Source organism: Christiangramia qingdaonensis, assembly GCF_048381525.1.
Classification (GTDB): Bacteria; Bacteroidota; Bacteroidia; order Flavobacteriales; family Flavobacteriaceae; genus Christiangramia.
Window position 1 is genome coordinate 129,465 of sequence record NZ_JBLWIM010000008.1, and the last position, 21,591, is coordinate 151,055.

Genomic DNA, 21,591 nt, shown 5'->3' on the forward strand with positions numbered 1-21,591 from the left:
TTGAGCTCCGTAGCTAAATTTTGAATAATCTACATCATTTAATATAACAGCTAGACCTTTGAGCTTGCCCTGTTTCTTCAAATCCTTAGGAAACTCTAGTAAATTTTTCTCAGTATAATCTGCTCTTGTAACATATAGAGTATAATCCGCTAATTGGCTTATAAGTAGAGTATCAGTAACAATCATTGCTGGAGCAGTATCTACGATAATATAATCATATTTAGTCTTAGACTCCTGTATAAGATTTTCCATTCTGTCGCTCATCAATAATTCGGCTGGATTTGGAGGTATCGGTCCTGAGAGTATAACATCTAATCCTATTTCGTTTTCCATGGTATGAGAGGTAATATCTAGTGATGTAACCTCGTAATCATATAGATAGTCTGATAGGCCTTTCTCCTTTACGCCATTCGTCTCGTTTGAGTATCTATGGAGTTTAGGATTTCTTATATCTGCACCTATCAGCAAAACCTTCTTACTAGTACTTGATAATGTTCTTGCAAGATTATAAGCTATAAAAGTTTTTCCTTCCCCCTTCACCGTAGATGTCACAAAGATCGTATTACCAATTTCTTTGTCTTTATTCTGTATCAAATAAGCAAGGTTAGTTCTCAAAATTCTAAAAGACTCTGCTAGAGGAGATCTATCATTAAGGTGGATTACATCATCCTCTCCGGAATCGATTTTCGGAACTTCCCCTACAAAAGGCACACTTTTTAATAGTGAAGATAAATCACCTTTATGATGGATCTTAGTATCGAGAAAGTTTTTGATAAATATTACTATTAAAGGAATAATAGCACCAATTAAAAAACCTCCGACAAGAATTATCCATGGTTCGGGATCGACTGGGTCATTGATAGTATAAGCTGAATCAACAACCCTAGATACAGAGGCAGTTGCTGCATAAGAAATCGCTGCTTCTTCACGTCTTTGTAATAGAAACAGATATAATTGCTCTTTAATTTGCTGCTGTCTCTCAATATTCCTCATCCCTTTTTCCAGCCCTGGAAAAGTACTAAATTTACCTTGTGCAGTATTTTCACGAGAATCCAATTCACCTAATCGTATATTCAAGGACTGTCGAGTACTTTCTATATTATCGTATAAGTTATTACGTAATCCTACAAGCTGTTCAGACAAAGCTTTAACTACCGGATTATTAATCGTTCCGTCACTCTCTAAATACATTTTCCGCTCCATTACTAAAGCATTATATGATCTAATAAGACCTGCAATACCACTATCGTTCACACCAACCTCAGGAAGTAATTCAAATTGCGCTTGGTTCTTAAGAACGGATTCTAAAGAGTTCAATAATTCTAATTGAGTTTGTGTGTCAAAAATGTTTTGTTCAGCAACCGAAAATTTAGATTGAAACTCAGCAGCCCCACTTTCGACACTCATGATTTGATTTTCACGTTTGAACTCGGCTATTCCAACTTCTACTGAATCTAATTCGGTGGTTATCATTTCCAGTCTTTCCTGGATAAATGATGTAGTGTTTGCTGCTACCTCTTGCTTATTCTCAACTCCCTCTTCATTAAAGCGTTCCATCAAAGTGTTAAGGAAGTCCTTAGATTTCGTACTAGATTCGTTTATGAAAGAAAGTTCTAAAATATCAGTTGCTTTCCCTTTTGGTGCAATTCCCAGATTTTCAATGTAGCGATTGGTTGTCTCTTGTATAGGCTCTAAAACAAAATTCACCGTTTTTGAATTTTTAAAACTCCCCTCGACATTCTGGGAATGAGGTAAAACCACAAATTTTAAATCTTCAAAACTTACAATCTCCCCTATCAGGAACTCGTCCTGATAATCCGTTCCAGTCGAACTTAATGAATATTTAGTATCTGATATCGGTGTAATTATCAGATCCAGTCTACTGTTATTGACTATAGAATCTGGAGATATAAATTCCAGGTAAAGAGGACTGGACTTGTAAGCTTCTACACTAATTACATTGCCTTCAATAAAATAAGACTTGTTCAAACTTAATTCAGAAATTACCCTTGATACAAGTTGTTTAGATTTTAACTTTTCGACATGACTCTGTAAATTTTGTTCTCCAAGGGATAAAATTGTTGCCCCTCCCGATGGTAGCGCACTCATGGCATTCTTTTCTTCTTCATCTACCATCATCATTGTTGCACTTGTCCTATACTTAGGGATAGTATAGCGATTATATAGATATGCAAGCAAACCACCAACAAGTAAGCCGAACAATATCCACTTCCAATATGCCAGATACTTAAAAAGTTCCGCTTTTAGATCAAAATTTGATTCAATATTTTCCTCTGAAAAATCCTGGATTTCATCCATTCCTATAAACTGTTAATTAGAAGATATAAACTTATAATAGTTGTTCCAAGACTTATAATACCTTGATAACTTGTAAAAAATCCGGCGGATTTTACAGCTCTATACGTAGGCTCTACATATACTAAATCATTCTGTTTTAAATAGAAGAATTCACTATCAAAAAAATCTGTTGATGTCATATCTATTACCCCTATTTTACGTAACCCATCTTGTTGTCTTACAATAAGTATGTTTTCTCTTCTACCATTATAGGTTATATCCCCAGACATTGCAATCAATTCAGGTAATGATACTCTACCATCTGTAATTTGGACTCTTCCAGGAGAGCCTACCTCACCTAAAACCGTCACGCTGAAATTTACTATTCTAACGTCCACAATTGGATTTTTAAGATAAAACTCGATTTCCTCTTCCAATTTATCTTGTACTTCAGTTCGAGTCAATCCTTCAACCATTACCTTGCCTAAAACAGGAAAATTAATATATCCTTCTGGACTTACAAGATATCCAGTAAGCGAAAGTGACTGACCACCACCGCCTGACTGTTGTGAACCCGTCCTCATTTGGAAGGGCGCCACAATTTCCTCATTAATAGAGTTTGATGAAACATTAATTCTTAAGACGTCGTTCTTTTTGATTTGAGGCTCATAGTTCATTAAAAACTCTTTGCCATCGAGATCTCCCTTGCCTTCGTTAAAATAAACCACTTGATCTTTAGTAGCACAGCTAAAAAGGCAATTAGAAATAAATGCCATTATTAAAAATTTCTTCATCAATTAATTTCTGATTTTTTGGTTTGATTTTTATTATCCAATTTTTCGTAAGATGAATTATTGCTCTTGAATTCTGGTATCAATTCTTTCAGTTTAGCGACTACCTTGTCATTTTTCAACTTGGTGGCAGATTTTATTATTTTGATAATATTCGCATTGATACCTTCATAATTTCTTACCACCTCCTGACCAATCATAATTTTCTTATGATGCGTTGGAAGGGTTTTGCATTCATCATTAAGCAATTCTTCGTATAATTTCTCACCTGGTCTTAGTCCAGTAATTCTAATCTTTATATGCTTATTAGGTTGGTAGCCTGCAAGTTTTATCATCTTGATAGCCAAGTCCATAATTTTTACTGGTTCACCCATATCAAAAACGAATATTTCGCCCCCTTTACCCATGGCTCCCGCTTCCAGGACTAACTGGCAAGCTTCAGGAATGGTCATAAAATATCGAATGATATCAGGATGAGTAATAGTTACAGGTCCGCCTTTCTCTATTTGTTTCTTGAAAAGCGGTACTACCGAACCATTGGAACCTAAAACATTTCCGAAACGTGTGGTTATAAACTTCGTAGTTCCTATACCCGTTTTAATTTGGTTATGAAATAAAGATTGAACATACATTTCAGCCGCTCTCTTAGAGGCTCCCATTACATTACTCGGATTAACCGCTTTATCTGTTGAAACCATAACGAAGTGTCCTACATTGTACTTCACTGCCAGATCTGCAAGATTTTTAGTTCCATGGATATTAACGAAAACGGCTTCATGCGGATTACTTTCCATCAACGGGACATGTTTATATGCTGCTGCATGATAAACCACATCAATGTCCTGATTCTGGAACATAAGTTCCAATCTCTTCTGATTCCCTACATCGCAAACAATCACTTTGAAGTTCAGGTCAGGAAACTTGGATTCCACTTCTAATTGTAAGTTATGTAGAGGTGTTTCTGCCTGATCTAATATTATCAATCGTTTTGGGTCATACTTAGCAACCTGTCTAACGATCTCGCTACCAATAGAACCTGCTGCACCAGTAACCAGGATTGTTCTGTTGGTTAGTTGCTCAATTTTATTCTGAGTTTCAAGATTAATAGGTTCTCTATCCAGCAGATCTTCAATCTGCAATGTTTTAACCTTATTGGCTATCGGCTCCCCGCCCCACGTGGAAACTAGGGGAGCATTATAAATTGCAATATCATGTTCCAAACACTCCTCTACCATTTTAAATTTTTCTTCAGAAGAAAGAGTGTGTTCAGAAAATATGATCGCCTCGGCACCAAGGGTCTTGAGTTCTTCATGAATTTTCTGGGTATGCTTTAAGACCGGCTTATCCAAAACTCTAAGCCTTTTGTGCGAATCCTGTGTTAGAAATCCCACAATTCGGAATCGACGGGGATGTTCAATTTCAAGCGCACCTGCTATAGAGATCGCATTTTCATCAACCCCTAAGATAACAGCATTAATGAGAGACTCATTTTTCTGAAGAATTTTAAAATATTCATAGAATTGCTTGACACTAAGTCTGAAAAGGAATAATAGCGAAAATGATATCCATAAATTGATCAGTAGTCCCCCAATTAAAAAGATTTTCTGACCTATTAAAAAGTAAGATGCATAATTAATTACAACCAAACCGATGAAAGCACTACAAGTGGAAAGTAGCAATTTCAAAGCATCCACATTTGATGAATATCTTATAATTCCGGCATAAGTTTTAAAAACAAAGAAGAAACCGACGTTCATGGTGATCACCAGAAGTGCTTTCTCATAAAAATTTAATAATGTATACTGAAAAGGAGATAGATCTAAAAGGATAAATATGGTTAAAATCGTTGAGATAGTAACCAGACCTAAATCGATCATCAAAATTGCCCATCTAGGAAGATATCTGAGATTACGGATATCCAAAGAATTATCAGGACCTGATATTATGTTAGAAAGGGCTTTTCTTATGCTCCCCATAGTCTATTGGTCTTTTTTCAAATGACTTTTAATTGCGTTACTGATTCTGGACCTATCATTATCCGACAGATTGCTACCACTTGGCAAACAGAGTCCATGGTCGAACATGGTTTCAGCAACTCCCGTGCCGTAAAACGGACTATCCTCAAAAACAGGTTGCATGTGCATAGGCTTCCAAAGCGGTCGACATTCAATATTTAAAGCAGCTAGTGATTCTCTTAAGTCTTCTCTAGAGAACCCAGTAATCTCACTATCAATAGTTAAAACGCTTAACCAATGATTACTGAAATAATCTGTAGATGGTTCAGAAAACAACCTGACACCTTCAACATCCCGGAATAAATTTACATAAAATTCAAACATTTCACGTCTTGCACTTACTCTTTCATCCAAAACCTCCATTTGTCCACGACCAATTCCTGCGGAAATATTACTCAATCTATAATTGTAACCAATTTCGCTATGCTGGTAATGCGGAGCGTCATCCCTCGCCTGAGTTGCGAGAAAAACGGCTTTTTGCTTCATTTTCTCAGTCTTAGTAACCAAGGCGCCACCACCAGACGTTGTGATGATCTTATTACCGTTAAATGACAAAATAGCCAATTCGCCGAAGGTGCCACAATTCTCACCACGGTATGTACTCCCAAGAGCTTCTGCCGCATCTTCAATAACTGGAATGTTATATTTATCTGCAATGGTATTAATTCGATCCACCTGGTATGGCATTCCATATAAGTGAACAGCAATAATTACTTTCGGCTTTTTGCCTTTTTTTATTCTATCCTCTATAGCAATCTCTAACTGATCAGGACAGATATTCAAAGTTTCAGATTCACTATCAACAAATATCGGAGTGGCACCCATGTACTTTATAGGATTGGCAGAAGCCGCAAAGGTCATGCTTTGACATATCACTTCATCTCCATTCGAAACACCAAGCATAATTAAGGCCAGGTGCAATGCAGCCGTACCAGAACTTAATGCAGCAACTTCAACATTGCCACCAAGATATTTTTTAATATCACTTTCGAAACCAGTAACGTTAGGACCCAATGGTGCTATCCAGTTCTCATCGAATGCATCGTGAATATATTTTAACTCATTACCACCCATATGCGGGGAGGATAACCAGATCTTATCATTTGCCATATTAATTCTTATTGTATTTAATTATTCGGCCTGGACTCCCAACAACCACGGCATAATCTGGAACATCCTTCAATATAACCGCGCCAGCACCAATTGTAACCCATTTGCCGATTTTTACCCCTGGAATAATTGAAGCTCCAGCTCCAATATGAGAACCTTCTCCAATATTCACCGCTCCAGTCACAATTGCACCTGGAGAAATATGTGCAAATTTAGCGATGCTTACATCATGTTCAATGATAGCATTCGAATTAATAATGCTGTTTTCGCCTATTTTCGCCGAGTGATTTATAATAGCTCCAGCCATAACAACAGACCCTTTAGACACAATCGCGGCTTTTGAAACGGTTGCAGTTTTGTGAATCAATGCGTGATGCAGCTTAATATTATATTTTAAACAAATATTTTTGCGAATCTTATTATCTCCGATAGCAACAATTGTATTGTTCGTCTGAAGGATGTTCCTATCAACTGCATGATCGACCTGAAAACCACCTAAATCAAATATTTCAGAATTATCATCTAATATATAATCTACGGTATCACCAGTTCCTGAATTGATAATATCAAGAATTACTTTGGCATGTCCGCTTGCCCCAAATAAAATCATTAATTGTTACCGTTAAAAGGTTCTGTGGTAGCCATGTTATCCGCATTTATTCCTTCAGAAATTACAACTTTTTTGATAGTTCTGAATAATATCTGAAGATCAAGAAAAAATGACTGCTTCTCTACGTACCACACATCATATTCGAATTTTTTGAGCCAGCTTATTGCATTCCTCCCGTTTACCTGCGCCCAACCTGTAATTCCCGGTTTAACTTCATGCCGTTTCAGTTGTTCAGTATTATATAGCTCTAGATACTGAGGAAGTAATGGTCGTGGACCAACAATACTCATGTCACCTTTCAGAACATTGAACAATTGTGGTATTTCATCAATTGAAGTCTTTCGAACAAAACTACCAATTTTGGTTAATCGTTCAGAATCCGGTAACAAGTTACCCGTTGGATCCGTTTCATCAGTCATGGTTTTATACTTCACTATTCTGAAAATATCCCCATTTCTACCAGGTCTTGCCTGATAAAAAAATGGCTTGCCGTTGTTTGCCCGATATAATAATATAGTGACGACAATTAAAACCGGACTTAGAAGTACCAGCGCTATAACAGCAGCTAAAAAATCAAAGATTGGTTTAATTAAATTTCTATACATTCAGTTAATTCAGACATACTTCAGCTAGGGCGCGAATTTAATCATGTTTCAGAGAGCTTTCTAACTCTTTGTATTCTTTTAACAAAACTTTCAACTACTATAAAATCGCTTTGCATAATTTAATTGAAATATGATTAGCGGTTCCATATACTAATGATGATGATATATGTGACTGTACTAAAAAAGCTTTATAGCCTATTAATTTATAAATTATTCCGTCCTGAACGATAAAAGCTCTACTTCTGAAGCACCTTCTCTAAGAGCTCATATTCGTCCTTAAGTGCGTTCCACACAATCTCTCTTTCATATTTAACCTGAATTTGTAAACGTGCTCTACTAGCCATTCCTTCTCTTTTCTCTGATTGCAAAATCATATTTTTCATCGCTTGAAACAGAGCTATATGATCACGAACTGGTATAATAATTCCATTCTGATCATGTTTGATAATTTCATTGGAACCGTTTATATTCGTTACGATAGAAGGTATTCCCATAGATCCAGCCTGCATAACTACGTTCGGAAAACCCTCGCGATAACTAGGAAATGCCAGAGTATCGCTAATTGCCAAAAATGGTCTGATATCCTCCTGAAATCCGACACTAATAATATTAGGATTGTTTTCTATCTCCTTGACTACATCGTCTTTTAAAGGATCTAAGTCTGGTTCGAGCGGCCCCACTAACAAAAGTTTTAAACTGCCTTTGGAATAAAACATTTCACGGTCATTACTATTGAGCAATTTCATGAAAGCATAAATTAGTTCATTTATACCTTTATCTTTAACCAATCTTCCTACAAAAACAAAGACAAAATCTGAACTACCAATATTTAGATTTTGGATAAGTTCAGATTTCACAGAATTGGCAACTGCATACTTGCTAAAATAAGACGTATTAATACCATTAATATTTCCATTGGCAAGAACTTTTAACGGTTTTTTAGTAATTTCATATCGAAGAAGGTCTTCTTTCACACCCTGCCCTTCAGGGTAAACATTAGTTGCAAAATAACATAGAGCTTTATCCATCGAAATCAGTAATTTCTTTAGCACACCTGTTTTAGTTGGAAAAATTAGCCCAGTAAAGGTATGCATACGTATAGGCACATTCGCAAAATATGCAGCAGCCATACTCAATAAACCAGCTTTTGGAGTAATAGAATGAACTATCAAGGGCTTTTCTATTTTAAAGATGAGGTATAGGCCCCAGAACGACTTCAAATCTCTAATAATATTTATACCCCGTTCCATCTCTACATTTGAAGTCCTGACTTTTTCTCTTTTACGAACTATACGCATATTTTTATCTTCACCAGATACCGCCAAAACAGAATAGTATTGATTTAGAAAAGATAGTTGTCCATGCAGGAGAAGATTCATGGAGAGTGGGATGGTCGTAACGCGTATTAGCTTTTTCATCTAGGGAATAATAAAATAGAAGGTTTATTAAGTTTAATATATTTGGATGAATAAATGGTTCCGCAAACTTAAAAGAATTAATGAGGGAGCATTATTCATAAACTGAATGCATTTATCAAATACAATGAAATAAATTTGATGATTTCATAACTAAAAATGCTTGGTTCACAAATTGCCCATTTCAACCATATTAGCGGATTGAAGATTGTATTTGTTCCGTAGTGTTTCAAAATGTTCCAGTAGAATTTGAAGATCTTTCAAACTTTCAATTGGTTTTTCCCCAAAATTGTGAGGATGCCACCAGAGATGATATATTTGATTGTTTTTTGCAGCTAGTTCCATCTCATTTTTAATACGAATCAGTTTATAATTACGCAAAAAATTATTTTCTACTGGTCTCAAAAATCTGCTTGATTTTTGCCTTGCTGGCATATTTGAATGTTTCTCTATACTACGTATAGAATACCCTTTGCTTCCAAGTGGCAAATATGCATCTCCAGTACGGGTCAATTTTGTCATGAGGGAATCTGACTGTACATTCTTCCAATACCAAGCATCGGGATTAGAACGAACGTTCTGAATTCCCGCATCAAAGCATATGGTCAAATAATCTTCTTTAAATTGATTGCGAGGGAAAACCAAAGACTTTAGATTAAGGTCGAATTTTTGAGCGACATCAACAGCTTTTAGAAGATCTTGTTCAAAATGAAAAGCATCCTGACCTTCCTCTCCACAGTAATAATGCGAATAGGTATGAGTGCCAATTTCCTGTCCTTTTACTTGCGAGATTTGCCTAATTAATTTTGGTGCAAAACAAAGTTCTTCTGTATTAGATGAAATAATACTCTTTCCAAATTTATATGCGTTTAAATCTAGATTAGAATATTCGGGTATTGATTCAGGAATATTTTCTTTCCACTCGTCCCAATTTTCGTTGAATAACATTCCAACGGTCGCCCATGTGGCATGAATCTGGAATTTTTCGAATAATTTGACTGTTTCAGGGATAGCTAATCTTGTATTTTTGAAATATTGTCTTTTCTTTTGGTAATCCAAAACATCAAAAACTCCCCAAAGCAATTCAAAATCCAAGGATATAATTAGATACCCATTATTTAATCTCATTTTATTTCCAATTAATTGAAGTTACGCAACTTATTTTTTGTATTTAAAGTTTGTAAGTTATGTAACTCTTTTCGTTTTCCTAAATTTTTGAATATTCCGTCAAAAGTACCCTTGAAGAACCACTTTAATTTTTGAGCTTTACCATTTTCTTTCAATAGAATATTGAATAGTAACTTAAACCACGTTCTGAAGAGCTTATAAATACGCAGAAATGTAATTTCTTTTATATACAGACGTGAATAAATACTATTTCTTATTTCATAATAATATCTCCAAGGTTTCCTATAATTAGTTTCCCTTACAGTAAAATGAACACCTTTAGCCGATGAAATCCACTTCTGTTGATACTTATACTTCTGGATAATTCTCGCTTGCAAGTATTCTGTATCCTCAGACCAAAAGAAGAGGTCTGCCCTTGGGTATCCAACTGTCTCAACTATTCTTAATGGAATCAATACACCCCACCAACCAGGGCTTCTTCTACTTGCAAAATTCTTCTCTCTTACGTAAGGAAAAACCATTGTTTCCTCATTAGTATTCATTACTAACTCTTCCAAACACGACTTATGAGGAAAAAAGTCATCATCCATAAGCCAAACGTAGTCCACGTTAGTGTTCTCCGCAAAATGTTTTATACCCTCATAAAATCCGCCAGCAGGCCCTAAGTTTTCTGATAGGTATAACTTATCGATACCCTCTAAAGATTCCAAATAGTCTCTGGTACCATCCTCCGAATTATTGTCAACAATTAGAATCTCAGAATCACCATACGTTTGATTTAGAACTTTAGATACACATATTTCAAGAAGATTTATACGATTGTAAGTGAGAATGACTACACCAATTTTCTTTGTCATTTTTAATAATTAGATATCGGAAACATTTTTATAAAACTTGAACCTCATTCCTAGTTTTCTCTTCCATATTTTTCAATTTCATGATCTGCATCTTCTTATAACTTAAATATTTTTTCTCTGCTAAATAATAATAAACAACGAAAAATATAAAGTACATCACCATTTGCTTTTGCCGCATGATAATTCCAAGGTTCGACATTACGAAAGTCATTGCAAATGAAGTTAATAAGAAAATAACCAGACTCATTTTAACGAAAGAAGGTGAGCGTTTTATGAATTTGTAAAAATCTTTTCTCATAAGTTTCAAAAATAAGTAGAGATACAATAAATTCTCGAAAGAGATGATAAGTCCCAAAACATTTGGAGCATCAACAAAAAGCGGACGAAACCAGAAGGTGAACAATTTAAAAGGTAAACTATAAGATGACATATCTACTCCTGAACCAGCTTTTCTACTTAGGTCTCCAGATCTTACATCGGTAAAGCTATTGAAATCCTCCACTAAATTCTCTGAACCTTCTAAGTCTACTACAGCTAAAATTTGATCCTGTACTAATAACACTCCACCTAACATACCCACAACAACTAGAGCCTTGTTAGCAAAAGATATTTTTTCTTTACCAGAAATATACCCAACCACAGCACCTACGGCCAAAAATAAAAATACATGCGGTCGTATATAAAAAACTAGGAAGGAGCTTAAAATTAAAGTGAATAGCCGAGCTTTTGGTTGTAAAATTGAATAAGCAAACATCATTACACCCATAAAAATTGGAGCTCCCTTTCCAAGCGAAGCCGTCCAAAAGTGCATATTCGGCAGAAAAAGTAAAAGAGTTAGTAAATCAAAATTTTTCAGGATCTTTACTTTGATAGGAATTTTTTCTCTGAAAAATAAATAGGAATAAATGAAACCAACAAAACCGAACCATGAAAATGTAACCATAACCATTTCATAGGAGAAGCCTATAGAATGGAATGGATAACCTAAAAAGTTAATAAAACTGGTATCTGTTCCGAATGTATCAAACCATGATAGTCCAGGAAATTTCGTGTAAAAATTATAGTAGCCTTTGGAGTCTGATGGATTATTATAAGCATACCATAAATAAACACCAAAAAACAAGGTGTGATACAAATAAAGAAGATTCAGCATCTTCTTATTAAAAAAGGAATGTCTTTTATAATAAAAACCAAATAGAATCTGATTTAAGCCAGCAAACAAAATTATTAGAAAAAATACTCCTATCATATTTTAGAATAGTTCGAGATCACCAATACTGTTTTTCCAGTTAGAAATATCAATTAAATCAGTTTTTTCATGAGAACTCAAATTCAGCTCATTCAGAACCAAAAGAGGGCCAAAATTACCTTTCTTACCGCGTAGTTTTAGAAGCTCAGGAGAGAAACTAATCAAATGTGTGGATAAATTTTTCTGAAATTTACTGATAATACGTCTAAGGTCTTTTGAAGTTACCATTTTCTCATCGAATATAAATTCCGCTATCCTTAACTCCTTCAAATTCCCTCTCTTTTTAATATAGCCCGCTATATAATATGAATCTTCACATATTACCTTGTACTCCTGCAAAGGATTATTTTCATATCGCCAGCTTAGAAATTCTGCTGATTTTGGAGTAAAGTATGAATTACTCATGGAGAGTATCTCGTTCCATTTGTCACATAAACAATTTATCTCGAAGGTTGTTACATTTTTTTGAATACTATAATAGTCCGGAATCTTTTTAAATTTTAAAAAGCTGAAAGAAGGTTTAACACCAACACTGATCTTTCCAACCGGTTGCCAACCCATTTTTAAATATCCGGGCCGGCTCAAATCGTTAGGGGTATTAAAGATGAAATTATCACCAGCATTTGTTGCCACCTCTACAGCAGCTAAAGTAAGCTTTTTAAAAATTCCCTTTCCCTGATGCTCAGGATGCGTAGCGGTATCTACTGCTCTTAAAGCAGAATAAATTTTTTTTGATTGCGCCCACTGCCATTTCATGAAAGCCCGTACCCCTACTATTTTGTTATTCTCTACTGCTAGAAGTGTTATAGATTCTCCAAAAGGATTATCTAGGTGCTTGAAACGCCAAATATCTTCAGATAAAATTAAATGCTTTTCACCTAGACTTGCTTTTAAAACGCTTACAATTTCCGGGATATCTTTTTTGGTTGCCTCTTTTATATTCATGTTATCGTACGAATAGGAAATTTTAATTCTAATAATTTTACAATAATCGTTTGGTAATTTGACTAAATAAACAAAATACTAAAGTGTACTTTCCGGTTATCCTACCGAAAAATTGGCAGGAAAATGTTATCGTTCATATTTAGCTGGAGAGATGATTTAATGATTTTACGTGAGTCCTATCTACTTATGATAATCAACATAAATTTTTTCCAGTTCGGTTACCATTCTTTTGAGACTGAAGTTATTTATTGTACGCGATCTTGCGGCGATTTGTAATTTCATCCTCTTTTTGGGATTGGCAATTAATGCTGAAGTTTTTTGCGCTAAACAGTTATAGTCTCCCACTGCACACAGCAAACCATTTTCTTCTTCCTGAATTACTTCAACTACGCCACCAGCTTTGGTAGATACTACTGCACATTCCATACTCATCGCTTCTAAAAGTGCTATAGGTAAACCCTCAAACTCAGAGCTCATCATAAAAATATCTATAGCCGAGAAATAGGCTAACGTATCTGTTTGCAAGCCTGGCAGAATAAGACGGTCTTCCAGATTAAATTCTTTAACTAAAGATTTAATTTCCTTCTCTTTAGGACCTGCACCAACTAGAAGTCCGTATACTTCCGGGTGATTTCTATTTACTTCTTTAAATGCCTTCAACCAATCTGGAATGGCCTTTTGAGCACGGAACACTGCAATATTCCCAATCACACATGCATTTTCTGGTATACCGTATTTAGATCTAATACTATTTCCTTCTTTAATACTTTTCTTGAAATAATCTGTATTTACACCATTTAAAACTGTTTCTACCGGTATTTCAGGTTTAATATTATTAATAATAGACTGAGTAGCATCTTCAGATACTCCTATTGCCAGGTTCTGATAATTAAAACTAATTTTATTTAAAGTTTTTGTGGCAATATGATAACGTTCCTGAATATTATGTTCTGTATAAATAACTGGTATACTCGTTCTTCTAGCTACTATTCTACCTAGAAATCCAGACCATGGTAAATGACAATGTATAATTTCGATTGAATTGCTTCTGCAATAATCAATAACCTCGCTGGATTTTCCTAAAATTTTTAAATTATTAGTAGCTTCAATGCAAGTAACTTTCCCGTTTGCATCTTTCAAAGCTTGCACCATTTGATCTTTCCATGGCAGAAAATAAATATAGTGGAATTCAAACCTAGTTTGATCGTGTAGTTTCAAAGTTTCTGGCAGTAAAACCTCTGCACCTCCTCTACCTAATGATTTAATAATATGGAGGATTTTTATCCTATTCATAACAATACTTTTGAGAATATTACTAGCAAAATTAACCTATTACATTTCTTCGACAATTTTTCTATAGAAATTAACGAATTTTAACGCGATCTCTTTATTCAAATAATTCTTCATAACCATTTCATAGGCATTTAAAATTATCTTTTCATCAGGCTTTTCAACTGAACGTAAAATAGCTTGAGCAAACTCCATTTCTTCGTTTTTTTGGACAATGATTCCAGTACTGTAATTTATAATTTCAGCGATACCTCCCACATTATAAGCGATCACCGGTATTTTGCAATACATCGCTTCAAGGAGAACTCCTGGTAGACCTTCAATAATACTAGGTAACACTAGTACATCTGCAGCATCTATATATGAAAGTGGATTGTTGACGAAGCCATAGAATGATACGTAGGATTGCAAATTTTCATTTTTAACCTCTAATTCTATTTCCTCTTTCATAGGGCCATCTCCCACAAGATGAAGATGAACTTTATTATTCTCCCTTATTAATATTTTCAGAATTCTCAATAAACCAATGTGATTTTTCTCGAAGCTAAAACCGCCAACGTGAACAATATGAGCAATATTAGATGGTTCAAATCTTTTTCTATTGCTTACAACTATTTCATTAAGACCAATAGGGATAACTTTTGTTTTACCTTTGAGAAAAGGAAAGTGTTTTAATATATCTTTTTCTGAAACTTCTGAAACAGATGCGACAAAATCTACATTTCTATAAAGGAAGTTGTTATATTTTTTTTGAAATATAGAATTAAGATAACGGCCGATCTCGCTTGCATTTCGAAATAAAATTGGAACTTCCCACCTATAAATAAGTTGTGAGAATACCGCGTATTTTAGGGTATCGCCAGCATTTGCTTGCACTATATCCGGTCGAAAATCCTTAATTATTTTAGCTAGGTATTTCCACGCCTTTAAATCGATAAATCGTTTAGAAGAATTAGCATTCAAACATTGGATATCTCCATTGAATGGAAGAGTAGCATCTCCATCAAAAATAGCAACCATTAATATTTCATGCCCCAATTTTTCTAGATGTTCAGATAATTGACAGGCAAAAGTTTCTGCACCTCTATTCTGATGCTTGTTTATAAGTTGTAAAATTTTCAATGTATGATTATTAGGGTAATACTTGATTCAGATAATTTAACTTACATATCTGCTACAAAAATTATTTTATCGAATGTACTTCAGGTTATTTAGCTTTTAACTAGATTAAAATACAGATTCAAGGTCTGCAAGTGAAAAATCTATAGTTTCCATTCCTGATATAGCATTTGCTTGCTTTGATACTACAACTGGTTTACTCCTATTTAGAGATATAGGAATTTTTAATTTTTTCATAGTCGATTGATTATAAAAATAAAGCAGTTTTTTACCATTTTTGATAGCGAGGGAGTTCAGTAAGCGAAAAGATGTATTGCTCAATTCACCAAAAATTTCATTTATGATCAAATATCGGCTATTGATATTGTAGGCAATATAAACACCTTCAGAATTGAAATATGCTATACGATACTTATTACTTCTATATCGCCATTTAAAATATTCCAAGGTTTTTTTAGTGACAATCATACCATTTGAAACAGTATTGTGGCTCTTATGATTAGTAGCGTAAATATTAGCTATCATATTCGAATCTAAGTCATCAAACGGCACTGTGCGCATAAGAGGATTTGACAAGGCTATTTTAAAATGTCTTACAGCTTCAATTTTCTTCCAACCCATTTTTATATAACCTGGAAGGCTATTTTCATTAGGGGTATTAAATATTAGATCATACTCATCCTTACATTCTTCCAAACCTGTTAAAGTCAATTTCTTAAAAAGTCCTTTTCCTCTATAACTATGATCAACTACTGTATCTACAGGCCTAACTGCTTTAATAATATTCTTACTATTACCATTATAAAAATTCCAGAACATAAACATTCTAAGCCCAACAATTTTTTTTTCGTGGGTAGCTAAGAGCCCATAAGATTTGCCAAATGGGTTTTCTAAATGTTTCCAAATAAAGAGTTCTGGAGTAAACGAGGAATCCAAATTCGCCTGAATCAGTTTTATTATTTCGTCCAGATCCTCATCATAGTTAACCTTTCTAAAATTTAACATCTGTGTGAATTTATTATCTTTAAATTGGTATTATTACTATAATTACGCAATGAAAGCTGAAATTTATTGAGGATTATTCATACACAAAACATCATCCCTTTTTCATCTTTGTGATGGTTGAATGCAAGCCAGAAACTTTGCTTTTAAATTCAGACATACTATTGTCTGAATCTACGGCAATACGCGAGATTCTTAATGGATTTATGGTTCTTTCATTTATTTTGTGATCAAACAAGAATGCTATTTTTATATTATTTTCCATGAGCAGCTTTTCAGTATCTTCACTAAAATTACCATTAGGATATGCAAATACACTATAATCACCTATTCTATTCATATCAAAAAAGCTGTGAACATTTTGTAATTCCTCGAGCAGTTCATCTTTCTCCAGTTTATCGAACATAGGATGTGTATGGGAATGATTTCCAATATACACTCCAGATAAAATGAGTTCTTTAACTTCTACGGTAGATAATTGATGATTTTGAGTAACTGGATATTTTTTTAAAAAATCTAGCCTATCCTTGTTAGAACTCCCTTTGTTTATGTTTATAATTTTCATTATCTCCGCATTGGAGAGTCCACTTTTAGCTTCATTCTTTTTAATCGTATCCCACCAGAAATCTTTTTTTGAATCAATAAGATCTGTTATTACAAAAAGACAGGCTGGAACCTGATATTTTCTAAAAATCGGTAGAGCATGTTCAAAAACCGATCGATCTCCATCATCAAACGTGATTAATAAAGATTTTGCCGGCAAAGATTTGCTTTGGAAGAGGTACTCTTTCAATGTAGGTAAATCTATCAGATTGTAGTTTGCTTTAAGCCACTTTATCTGTTTTTCAAAATTTATAGGATCTACGATATCGTGATAAGCCAAAACTCTTAATCTGTGTTTTAAAACAATATTGAAGACAGGAGAAATTAAATTAAGTGTTTTATAAATTAAATTTCGCATAATCTCAATTTACTCTAGCTTTTACCTCATCGTATAAATCTTCATACTGATCTGCAATACTTTGAATTTCAAATTTTTCCTGTGCTTGATTTTGCGCATTTTCACCTAAATGATTCAAGCTATCGAAATTTTTCAATGCGTAAGCTATCCTAGCCGATAATTCTCCAACGTTTCCCTTTTCGAAAATCAAAGCACTTTCTTCATTCACACATTCGAGATTCTCTCCTATATTGGACGCGATTATTAATTTTCCTGCCATCATTCCTTCAATTAAAGCGCCAGGTAATCCTTCAGCATAGGATGGATAAATAAATAATTTAGATAAACTTAGTAATTCAGGAATATCTCTTCTAGAACCCAGTAATTTAACATGTCTTTCAATATTGAGTTCTGTAGCTCTTTTTTTGAGAATTTCTCGATAATCACCATGGCCCGCAATTAGTAAAACTGTTTCAGGATATTGCTGAATAACATTTGGCATTGCATTTATGATATCCAAATGAGCTTTTCGCTGGATCAATCTACTTACATTAATTAGTACATTCTTGCCATCGAGATTCAGTGTAGTTCTTATTTTATCTATAGATGAAGAATCTACAGCATTATACTCAGCAAAATCCCGACCTCTGTATATAACTTCAATTTTTGATGATGGTACTCCTAAAGCACCTCCTTCAGAATGTTTAATAGTTTCAGAATTGGAAATAAAGAAGTCGACTAATCTAGCAGATTTCTTATCCATTTGATACGCTAGCCAAAGTTTAATTTTCATAATTAAACTTTGATCATTATATCTTAATGGAGTATATGAGTTATTTACGAAACTACCTATTAGCGGAATTTCCGGAAACTTTTTTTTAAGACGTCTGGCAATCATATCTGCTCTATATAGTGTAGAATGAACCAGGTCTGGTTTTTCATTATTGTATATAGGTATTAATTGGTTTACGGCATCGTTAAAACCATATTTGCCTTCGATGTTCAGTGAATATACTTTAATTCCAGCATCATTCAGTTGGGGTTTCAGCATATCTCCTTTGTAAATATGAACGAAAATTGGAATATATGTTTTAAAATGTCTGGCGATTTGAACCAAGCTTCTTTCGGCACCGGAACCCTGTAGGGTATCTATGATGAAAATCACTTTCTTCTTATAATTGCTCATATTATTAAAAGTATAATTGCTAAAAAAAATTTTATTATTAATTCGAAATGCAGCAATCCAGGTTCAGCTGCATCCTGAGAATAAAAAATCAGTCTAAAGTTGAATTTGAATATCTACCATCAATTGGTTTCTATTATTAACATCATCAAAATCAGCTTTTTTGTCGCACTAATTTATAAATACTCATTATTTCTTTTAAAGATCTAGTTTTAAATAGAATATGAATTAGCATAAGTATCAAACTGAAGGATGCCCCATATGCAATCAACTGAATTACATATAAAGATTCATCTAAAGTTGAGTTGAAATATATAAATGCGAATACTAAAGCAAATGAAATTATTCCAGGGAGCGTCGTTTTAAAGACATCTACAAACTGCTCATGTAAAGGATAATCAATAAACTTGTTGGCATAATAAATATTAATCAAGGTTCTAATTAAACTTACAACTACTTGTGATAATATTAATGGAATGATACCGAATTTGACGGTTAAAGCTATGCCTATAATCAGTAGAATGTTACTCCACACAGTCATTTTCAAATAAAGATCTGTTCTACCTTTTACTTTTAGAATGTTAGAATTGTACTTGTTGATAGGGTAAAACACACCCATTATGCATAATATTTGAAAATATGGAACTGCCGGCAACCATTCTTCACCGAGTAAAAGTCCAAATAAAGGTTCAGCAGTAATAATAAGGAGTAGCATTACCGAACTTAAAACAAACAATGAAAGAATTTGAATTTTTTGGTAGGCGTTTTTTAGTTGTATATTATCATTCTTTATTCTTGCAAATAAGGGATAAACAACTTTGTCTAAAGTATTGGAAATGGTGATTTCCGGGAAGTCTTTCATAGTTAAGGCTCGAGTATAATAACCAACCATAGCTGCTGAAAAGTACTTACCAATAATCATGGGATATATATTTGATACTACTCGACTCATTATGCCTGAGAGTGCAACCTTATATCCAAAATCAAAATGTTCCTTTAATTTAACTCGATTAATTTTAATTGTAGGTATCCATCGAGTTTGGAAAAAATAAATGACCGTAAGAGCAATTCCTGTTACTACCCTCATATATACCAAAGCCCAAACTCCAAAATTTAAATAAGCTAATACAATACCAGTTAATCCCGATAAAAATAGAGCGGGCAACTGCGCCTTCATTTGATATTTGAAATTCAGTTCATATGTCAATCTCGTTTTCTGAATAATAAATAAACTGTTTATAACGATTACTATACTGTAAACTCGAATGAGATCTGTTAGCCTAGGCTGATCATAAAATTCGGAAATAAAAGGAGCTGTAAAATAGAATAAAAGATATAGAAATACTGAGACAGCAAAATTTATACTGAATACTGTAGAAAAATCTTCTTCATCAGGCTTATCTGATCTAATCAAAGATTGACTCATACCCGAATCTGACAATGAATTACCTACTGCATTAAAAACTAAGATCATTCCTAAAAGTCCAAATTCCTCTGGAGCAATTAATCTAGCCAAAACAATTTGAACAATAAAGCCAATTGCCTGGCTACCGAATTGTTCAACAAATGTCCAGCTTATACCAGATAGAGCTTTTTTCTGTAATGACATAAATTATTGCGTGAGATGAATTAAAAAGCTTTTGCTCATTGTTTTATAACGAAAAGAAATTTAAGTTCCGATAGTTGTAAAATTGAAAACATATCCATCTTATTTAGACATGTTCAAAAAAGATGAATAAGAAAATGAAATTACTATACTACTTCTAAAACATCGTTCGCAATAAGCTTTTCAGTCAAACCATATAAGTCCCAAACAGGTTGATTTATTTTATCAGCTATTTCCAAAAGACTTAATTTTCCGTCACAATAGCTTATTAGATTCATCATTTTTCGAGCTTCATTGGCAGAACCTTTAACGCTTATGGTAGGATATAATCCTCTCTTTCCAAGTTGGGGTTCACAATTTACCGTAGTTCTTAAGAATTTATTGTTTTCTAATACTGTAATTGCTTTTTTAATTGCTTCAAATCCGCCCATAAGACCATCAGGAGAAATTAAATCTAAATTATCATCAGAAGTATGATATTCTGTATATTCACCATACTTACTCCTCATAATCGTAGCCATTGGAAGATCAACCCCTGGAGCACAATACTGTCTTTCATCACTACCTCGATCTAACCAGCTATATCGCTTAAAGTTTGGATCTGTATGATTTAAAACGTGTAAAGCAACTTTATCAGACAATGTATTTTCTGTTCTTGATGGTAAATAGGAATAACAACGGTCATCACCGATGCAAGTAATATTGAACCCTGCAAAAACTTTTTTCTTCATTTCATTCAGGTTCTTACTAAGATATACAATGGAACCTATAGTCTCAGGTATTAATACTATTCTATAAGTAAATTCCCGGTCTTTTAGTTTCCTGAGCCAATCACATAACGCGATGGTAACCACAGGACCAGAAAGTTCATTATTTGCCATTGAAGGATGACATACATATGAAGACAGAAACACTTCCTTTTTAGATTTACCTGGTAAAATTATTTCCCCGTAATTTAGAACACCGTCTTTAAATTTAGATTTTACGACAACATGATAATCTCCAGGCTGTAACTTTTTTCTTTGATTTTCTGATAAGCAGAAACCCCATCTTTTTTTGTAATACGAAGTTACATATGGAATAACATCCGGTTGTTCCGGAAGAGAATAGAGATGTTCATTTAATTCTTCCAAACTAACCCAATCATCTACTGGCTCAGAATATCCTACTACATGCAAATTGTTCATCTTGAAATCAACAATTTTCTCTCCCTCTTTATTTTCAATATAAGCTTCCTCAATTCCCCACTCTTCAGGAACTGTCCAATCAAAAGCTTTATAACCTGAAGGAACATTCTTTATTTCAAGTTCAGGAATTATATTTTTAAAGTATCTTAAGGTTTCTCTTACTCCTTCACCCGTTAAACTTCTATTTATTGGGAACAAATCTGTCGCCCAGCTGTACATGGTTTGTCCTATATTATCTTCC

The 21,591-nt window shown here is 33.9% G+C and carries 18 protein-coding genes; all 18 read right to left on the minus strand.

Annotated features, from left to right (window positions below; all coding sequences use genetic code 11):
• A partial coding sequence (locus ACNI3T_RS01330) for a GumC family protein (protein ID WP_418226293.1) occupies positions 1-2,319 on the minus strand: 2,319 nt, incomplete at its 3' end.
• 2 nt (positions 2,320-2,321) lie between these two features.
• The gene (locus tag ACNI3T_RS01335) at positions 2,322-3,092 is read right to left on the minus strand and encodes a polysaccharide biosynthesis/export family protein (RefSeq protein ID WP_418226294.1); all 771 of its coding nucleotides are present in this window, start codon (positions 3,090-3,092) and stop codon (positions 2,322-2,324) included.
• Positions 3,092-5,065 carry a polysaccharide biosynthesis protein gene (locus tag ACNI3T_RS01340; protein ID WP_418226295.1) on the minus strand — a complete coding sequence of 658 codons (1,974 nt, stop codon included), beginning with the start codon at positions 5,063-5,065 and terminating at the stop codon, positions 3,092-3,094. The genes ACNI3T_RS01335 and ACNI3T_RS01340 overlap by 1 nt, the downstream gene beginning before the upstream one ends.
• Positions 5,066-5,068: 3 nt before the next feature.
• Positions 5,069-6,214, minus strand: coding sequence for a DegT/DnrJ/EryC1/StrS family aminotransferase (locus ACNI3T_RS01345; RefSeq protein WP_418226296.1), 1,146 nt, complete (start codon positions 6,212-6,214; stop codon positions 5,069-5,071).
• Position 6,215: 1 nt separating this feature from the next.
• Positions 6,216-6,824 (minus strand): acetyltransferase, encoded by a 609-nt coding sequence (locus tag ACNI3T_RS01350; RefSeq protein ID WP_418226297.1) that lies wholly within the window; start codon positions 6,822-6,824, stop codon positions 6,216-6,218.
• A complete protein-coding gene (locus tag ACNI3T_RS01355) occupies positions 6,824-7,429 on the minus strand; it encodes a sugar transferase (protein ID WP_418226298.1) in 606 nt (201 codons plus the stop codon). The genes ACNI3T_RS01350 and ACNI3T_RS01355 overlap by 1 nt, the downstream gene beginning before the upstream one ends.
• A gap of 236 nt (positions 7,430-7,665) precedes the next feature.
• Complete coding sequence (locus ACNI3T_RS01360; protein ID WP_418226299.1) at positions 7,666-8,847, minus strand: glycosyltransferase family 4 protein; 1,182 nt, start codon at positions 8,845-8,847, stop codon at positions 7,666-7,668.
• 165 nt (positions 8,848-9,012) lie between these two features.
• Positions 9,013-9,972, minus strand: a complete 960-nt coding sequence (locus ACNI3T_RS01365; protein ID WP_418226300.1) for a polysaccharide deacetylase family protein — start codon at positions 9,970-9,972, stop codon at positions 9,013-9,015.
• A gap of 11 nt (positions 9,973-9,983) precedes the next feature.
• Positions 9,984-10,829: a glycosyltransferase family 2 protein gene (locus tag ACNI3T_RS01370; RefSeq protein ID WP_418226301.1), complete on the minus strand. Its 846-nt coding sequence runs from the start codon at positions 10,827-10,829 to the stop codon at positions 9,984-9,986.
• Positions 10,830-10,857: 28 nt separating this feature from the next.
• Positions 10,858-12,078 carry a hypothetical protein gene (locus ACNI3T_RS01375; RefSeq protein WP_418226302.1) on the minus strand — a complete coding sequence of 407 codons (1,221 nt, stop codon included), beginning with the start codon at positions 12,076-12,078 and terminating at the stop codon, positions 10,858-10,860.
• Positions 12,079-12,081: 3 nt separating this feature from the next.
• On the minus strand, positions 12,082-13,023 hold the full coding sequence (locus tag ACNI3T_RS01380) for a GNAT family N-acetyltransferase (RefSeq protein ID WP_418226303.1): 942 nt from the start codon (positions 13,021-13,023) through the stop codon (positions 12,082-12,084).
• A 180-nt stretch (positions 13,024-13,203) separates the two neighbouring features.
• Positions 13,204-14,316: a glycosyltransferase gene (locus tag ACNI3T_RS01385; protein WP_418226304.1), complete on the minus strand. Its 1,113-nt coding sequence runs from the start codon at positions 14,314-14,316 to the stop codon at positions 13,204-13,206.
• Positions 14,317-14,355: 39 nt separating this feature from the next.
• Positions 14,356-15,435, minus strand: coding sequence for a glycosyltransferase (locus ACNI3T_RS01390; RefSeq protein ID WP_418226305.1), 1,080 nt, complete (start codon positions 15,433-15,435; stop codon positions 14,356-14,358).
• A 105-nt stretch (positions 15,436-15,540) separates the two neighbouring features.
• A complete protein-coding gene (locus ACNI3T_RS01395) occupies positions 15,541-16,437 on the minus strand; it encodes a GNAT family N-acetyltransferase (RefSeq protein ID WP_418226306.1) in 897 nt (298 codons plus the stop codon).
• Between the two features lie 91 nt (positions 16,438-16,528).
• Entirely contained in the window at positions 16,529-17,395 is an 867-nt protein-coding gene (locus ACNI3T_RS01400; protein WP_418226307.1) for a polysaccharide deacetylase family protein, read from the minus strand.
• 4 nt (positions 17,396-17,399) lie between these two features.
• A complete protein-coding gene (locus ACNI3T_RS01405) occupies positions 17,400-18,560 on the minus strand; it encodes a glycosyltransferase family 4 protein (RefSeq protein ID WP_418226308.1) in 1,161 nt (386 codons plus the stop codon).
• Positions 18,561-18,711: 151 nt separating this feature from the next.
• Complete coding sequence (locus ACNI3T_RS01410) at positions 18,712-20,166, minus strand: lipopolysaccharide biosynthesis protein (protein WP_418226309.1); 1,455 nt, start codon at positions 20,164-20,166, stop codon at positions 18,712-18,714.
• Positions 20,167-20,309: 143 nt separating this feature from the next.
• A partial coding sequence (locus tag ACNI3T_RS01415) for a DUF4910 domain-containing protein (protein ID WP_418226310.1) occupies positions 20,310-21,591 on the minus strand: 1,282 nt, incomplete at its 5' end.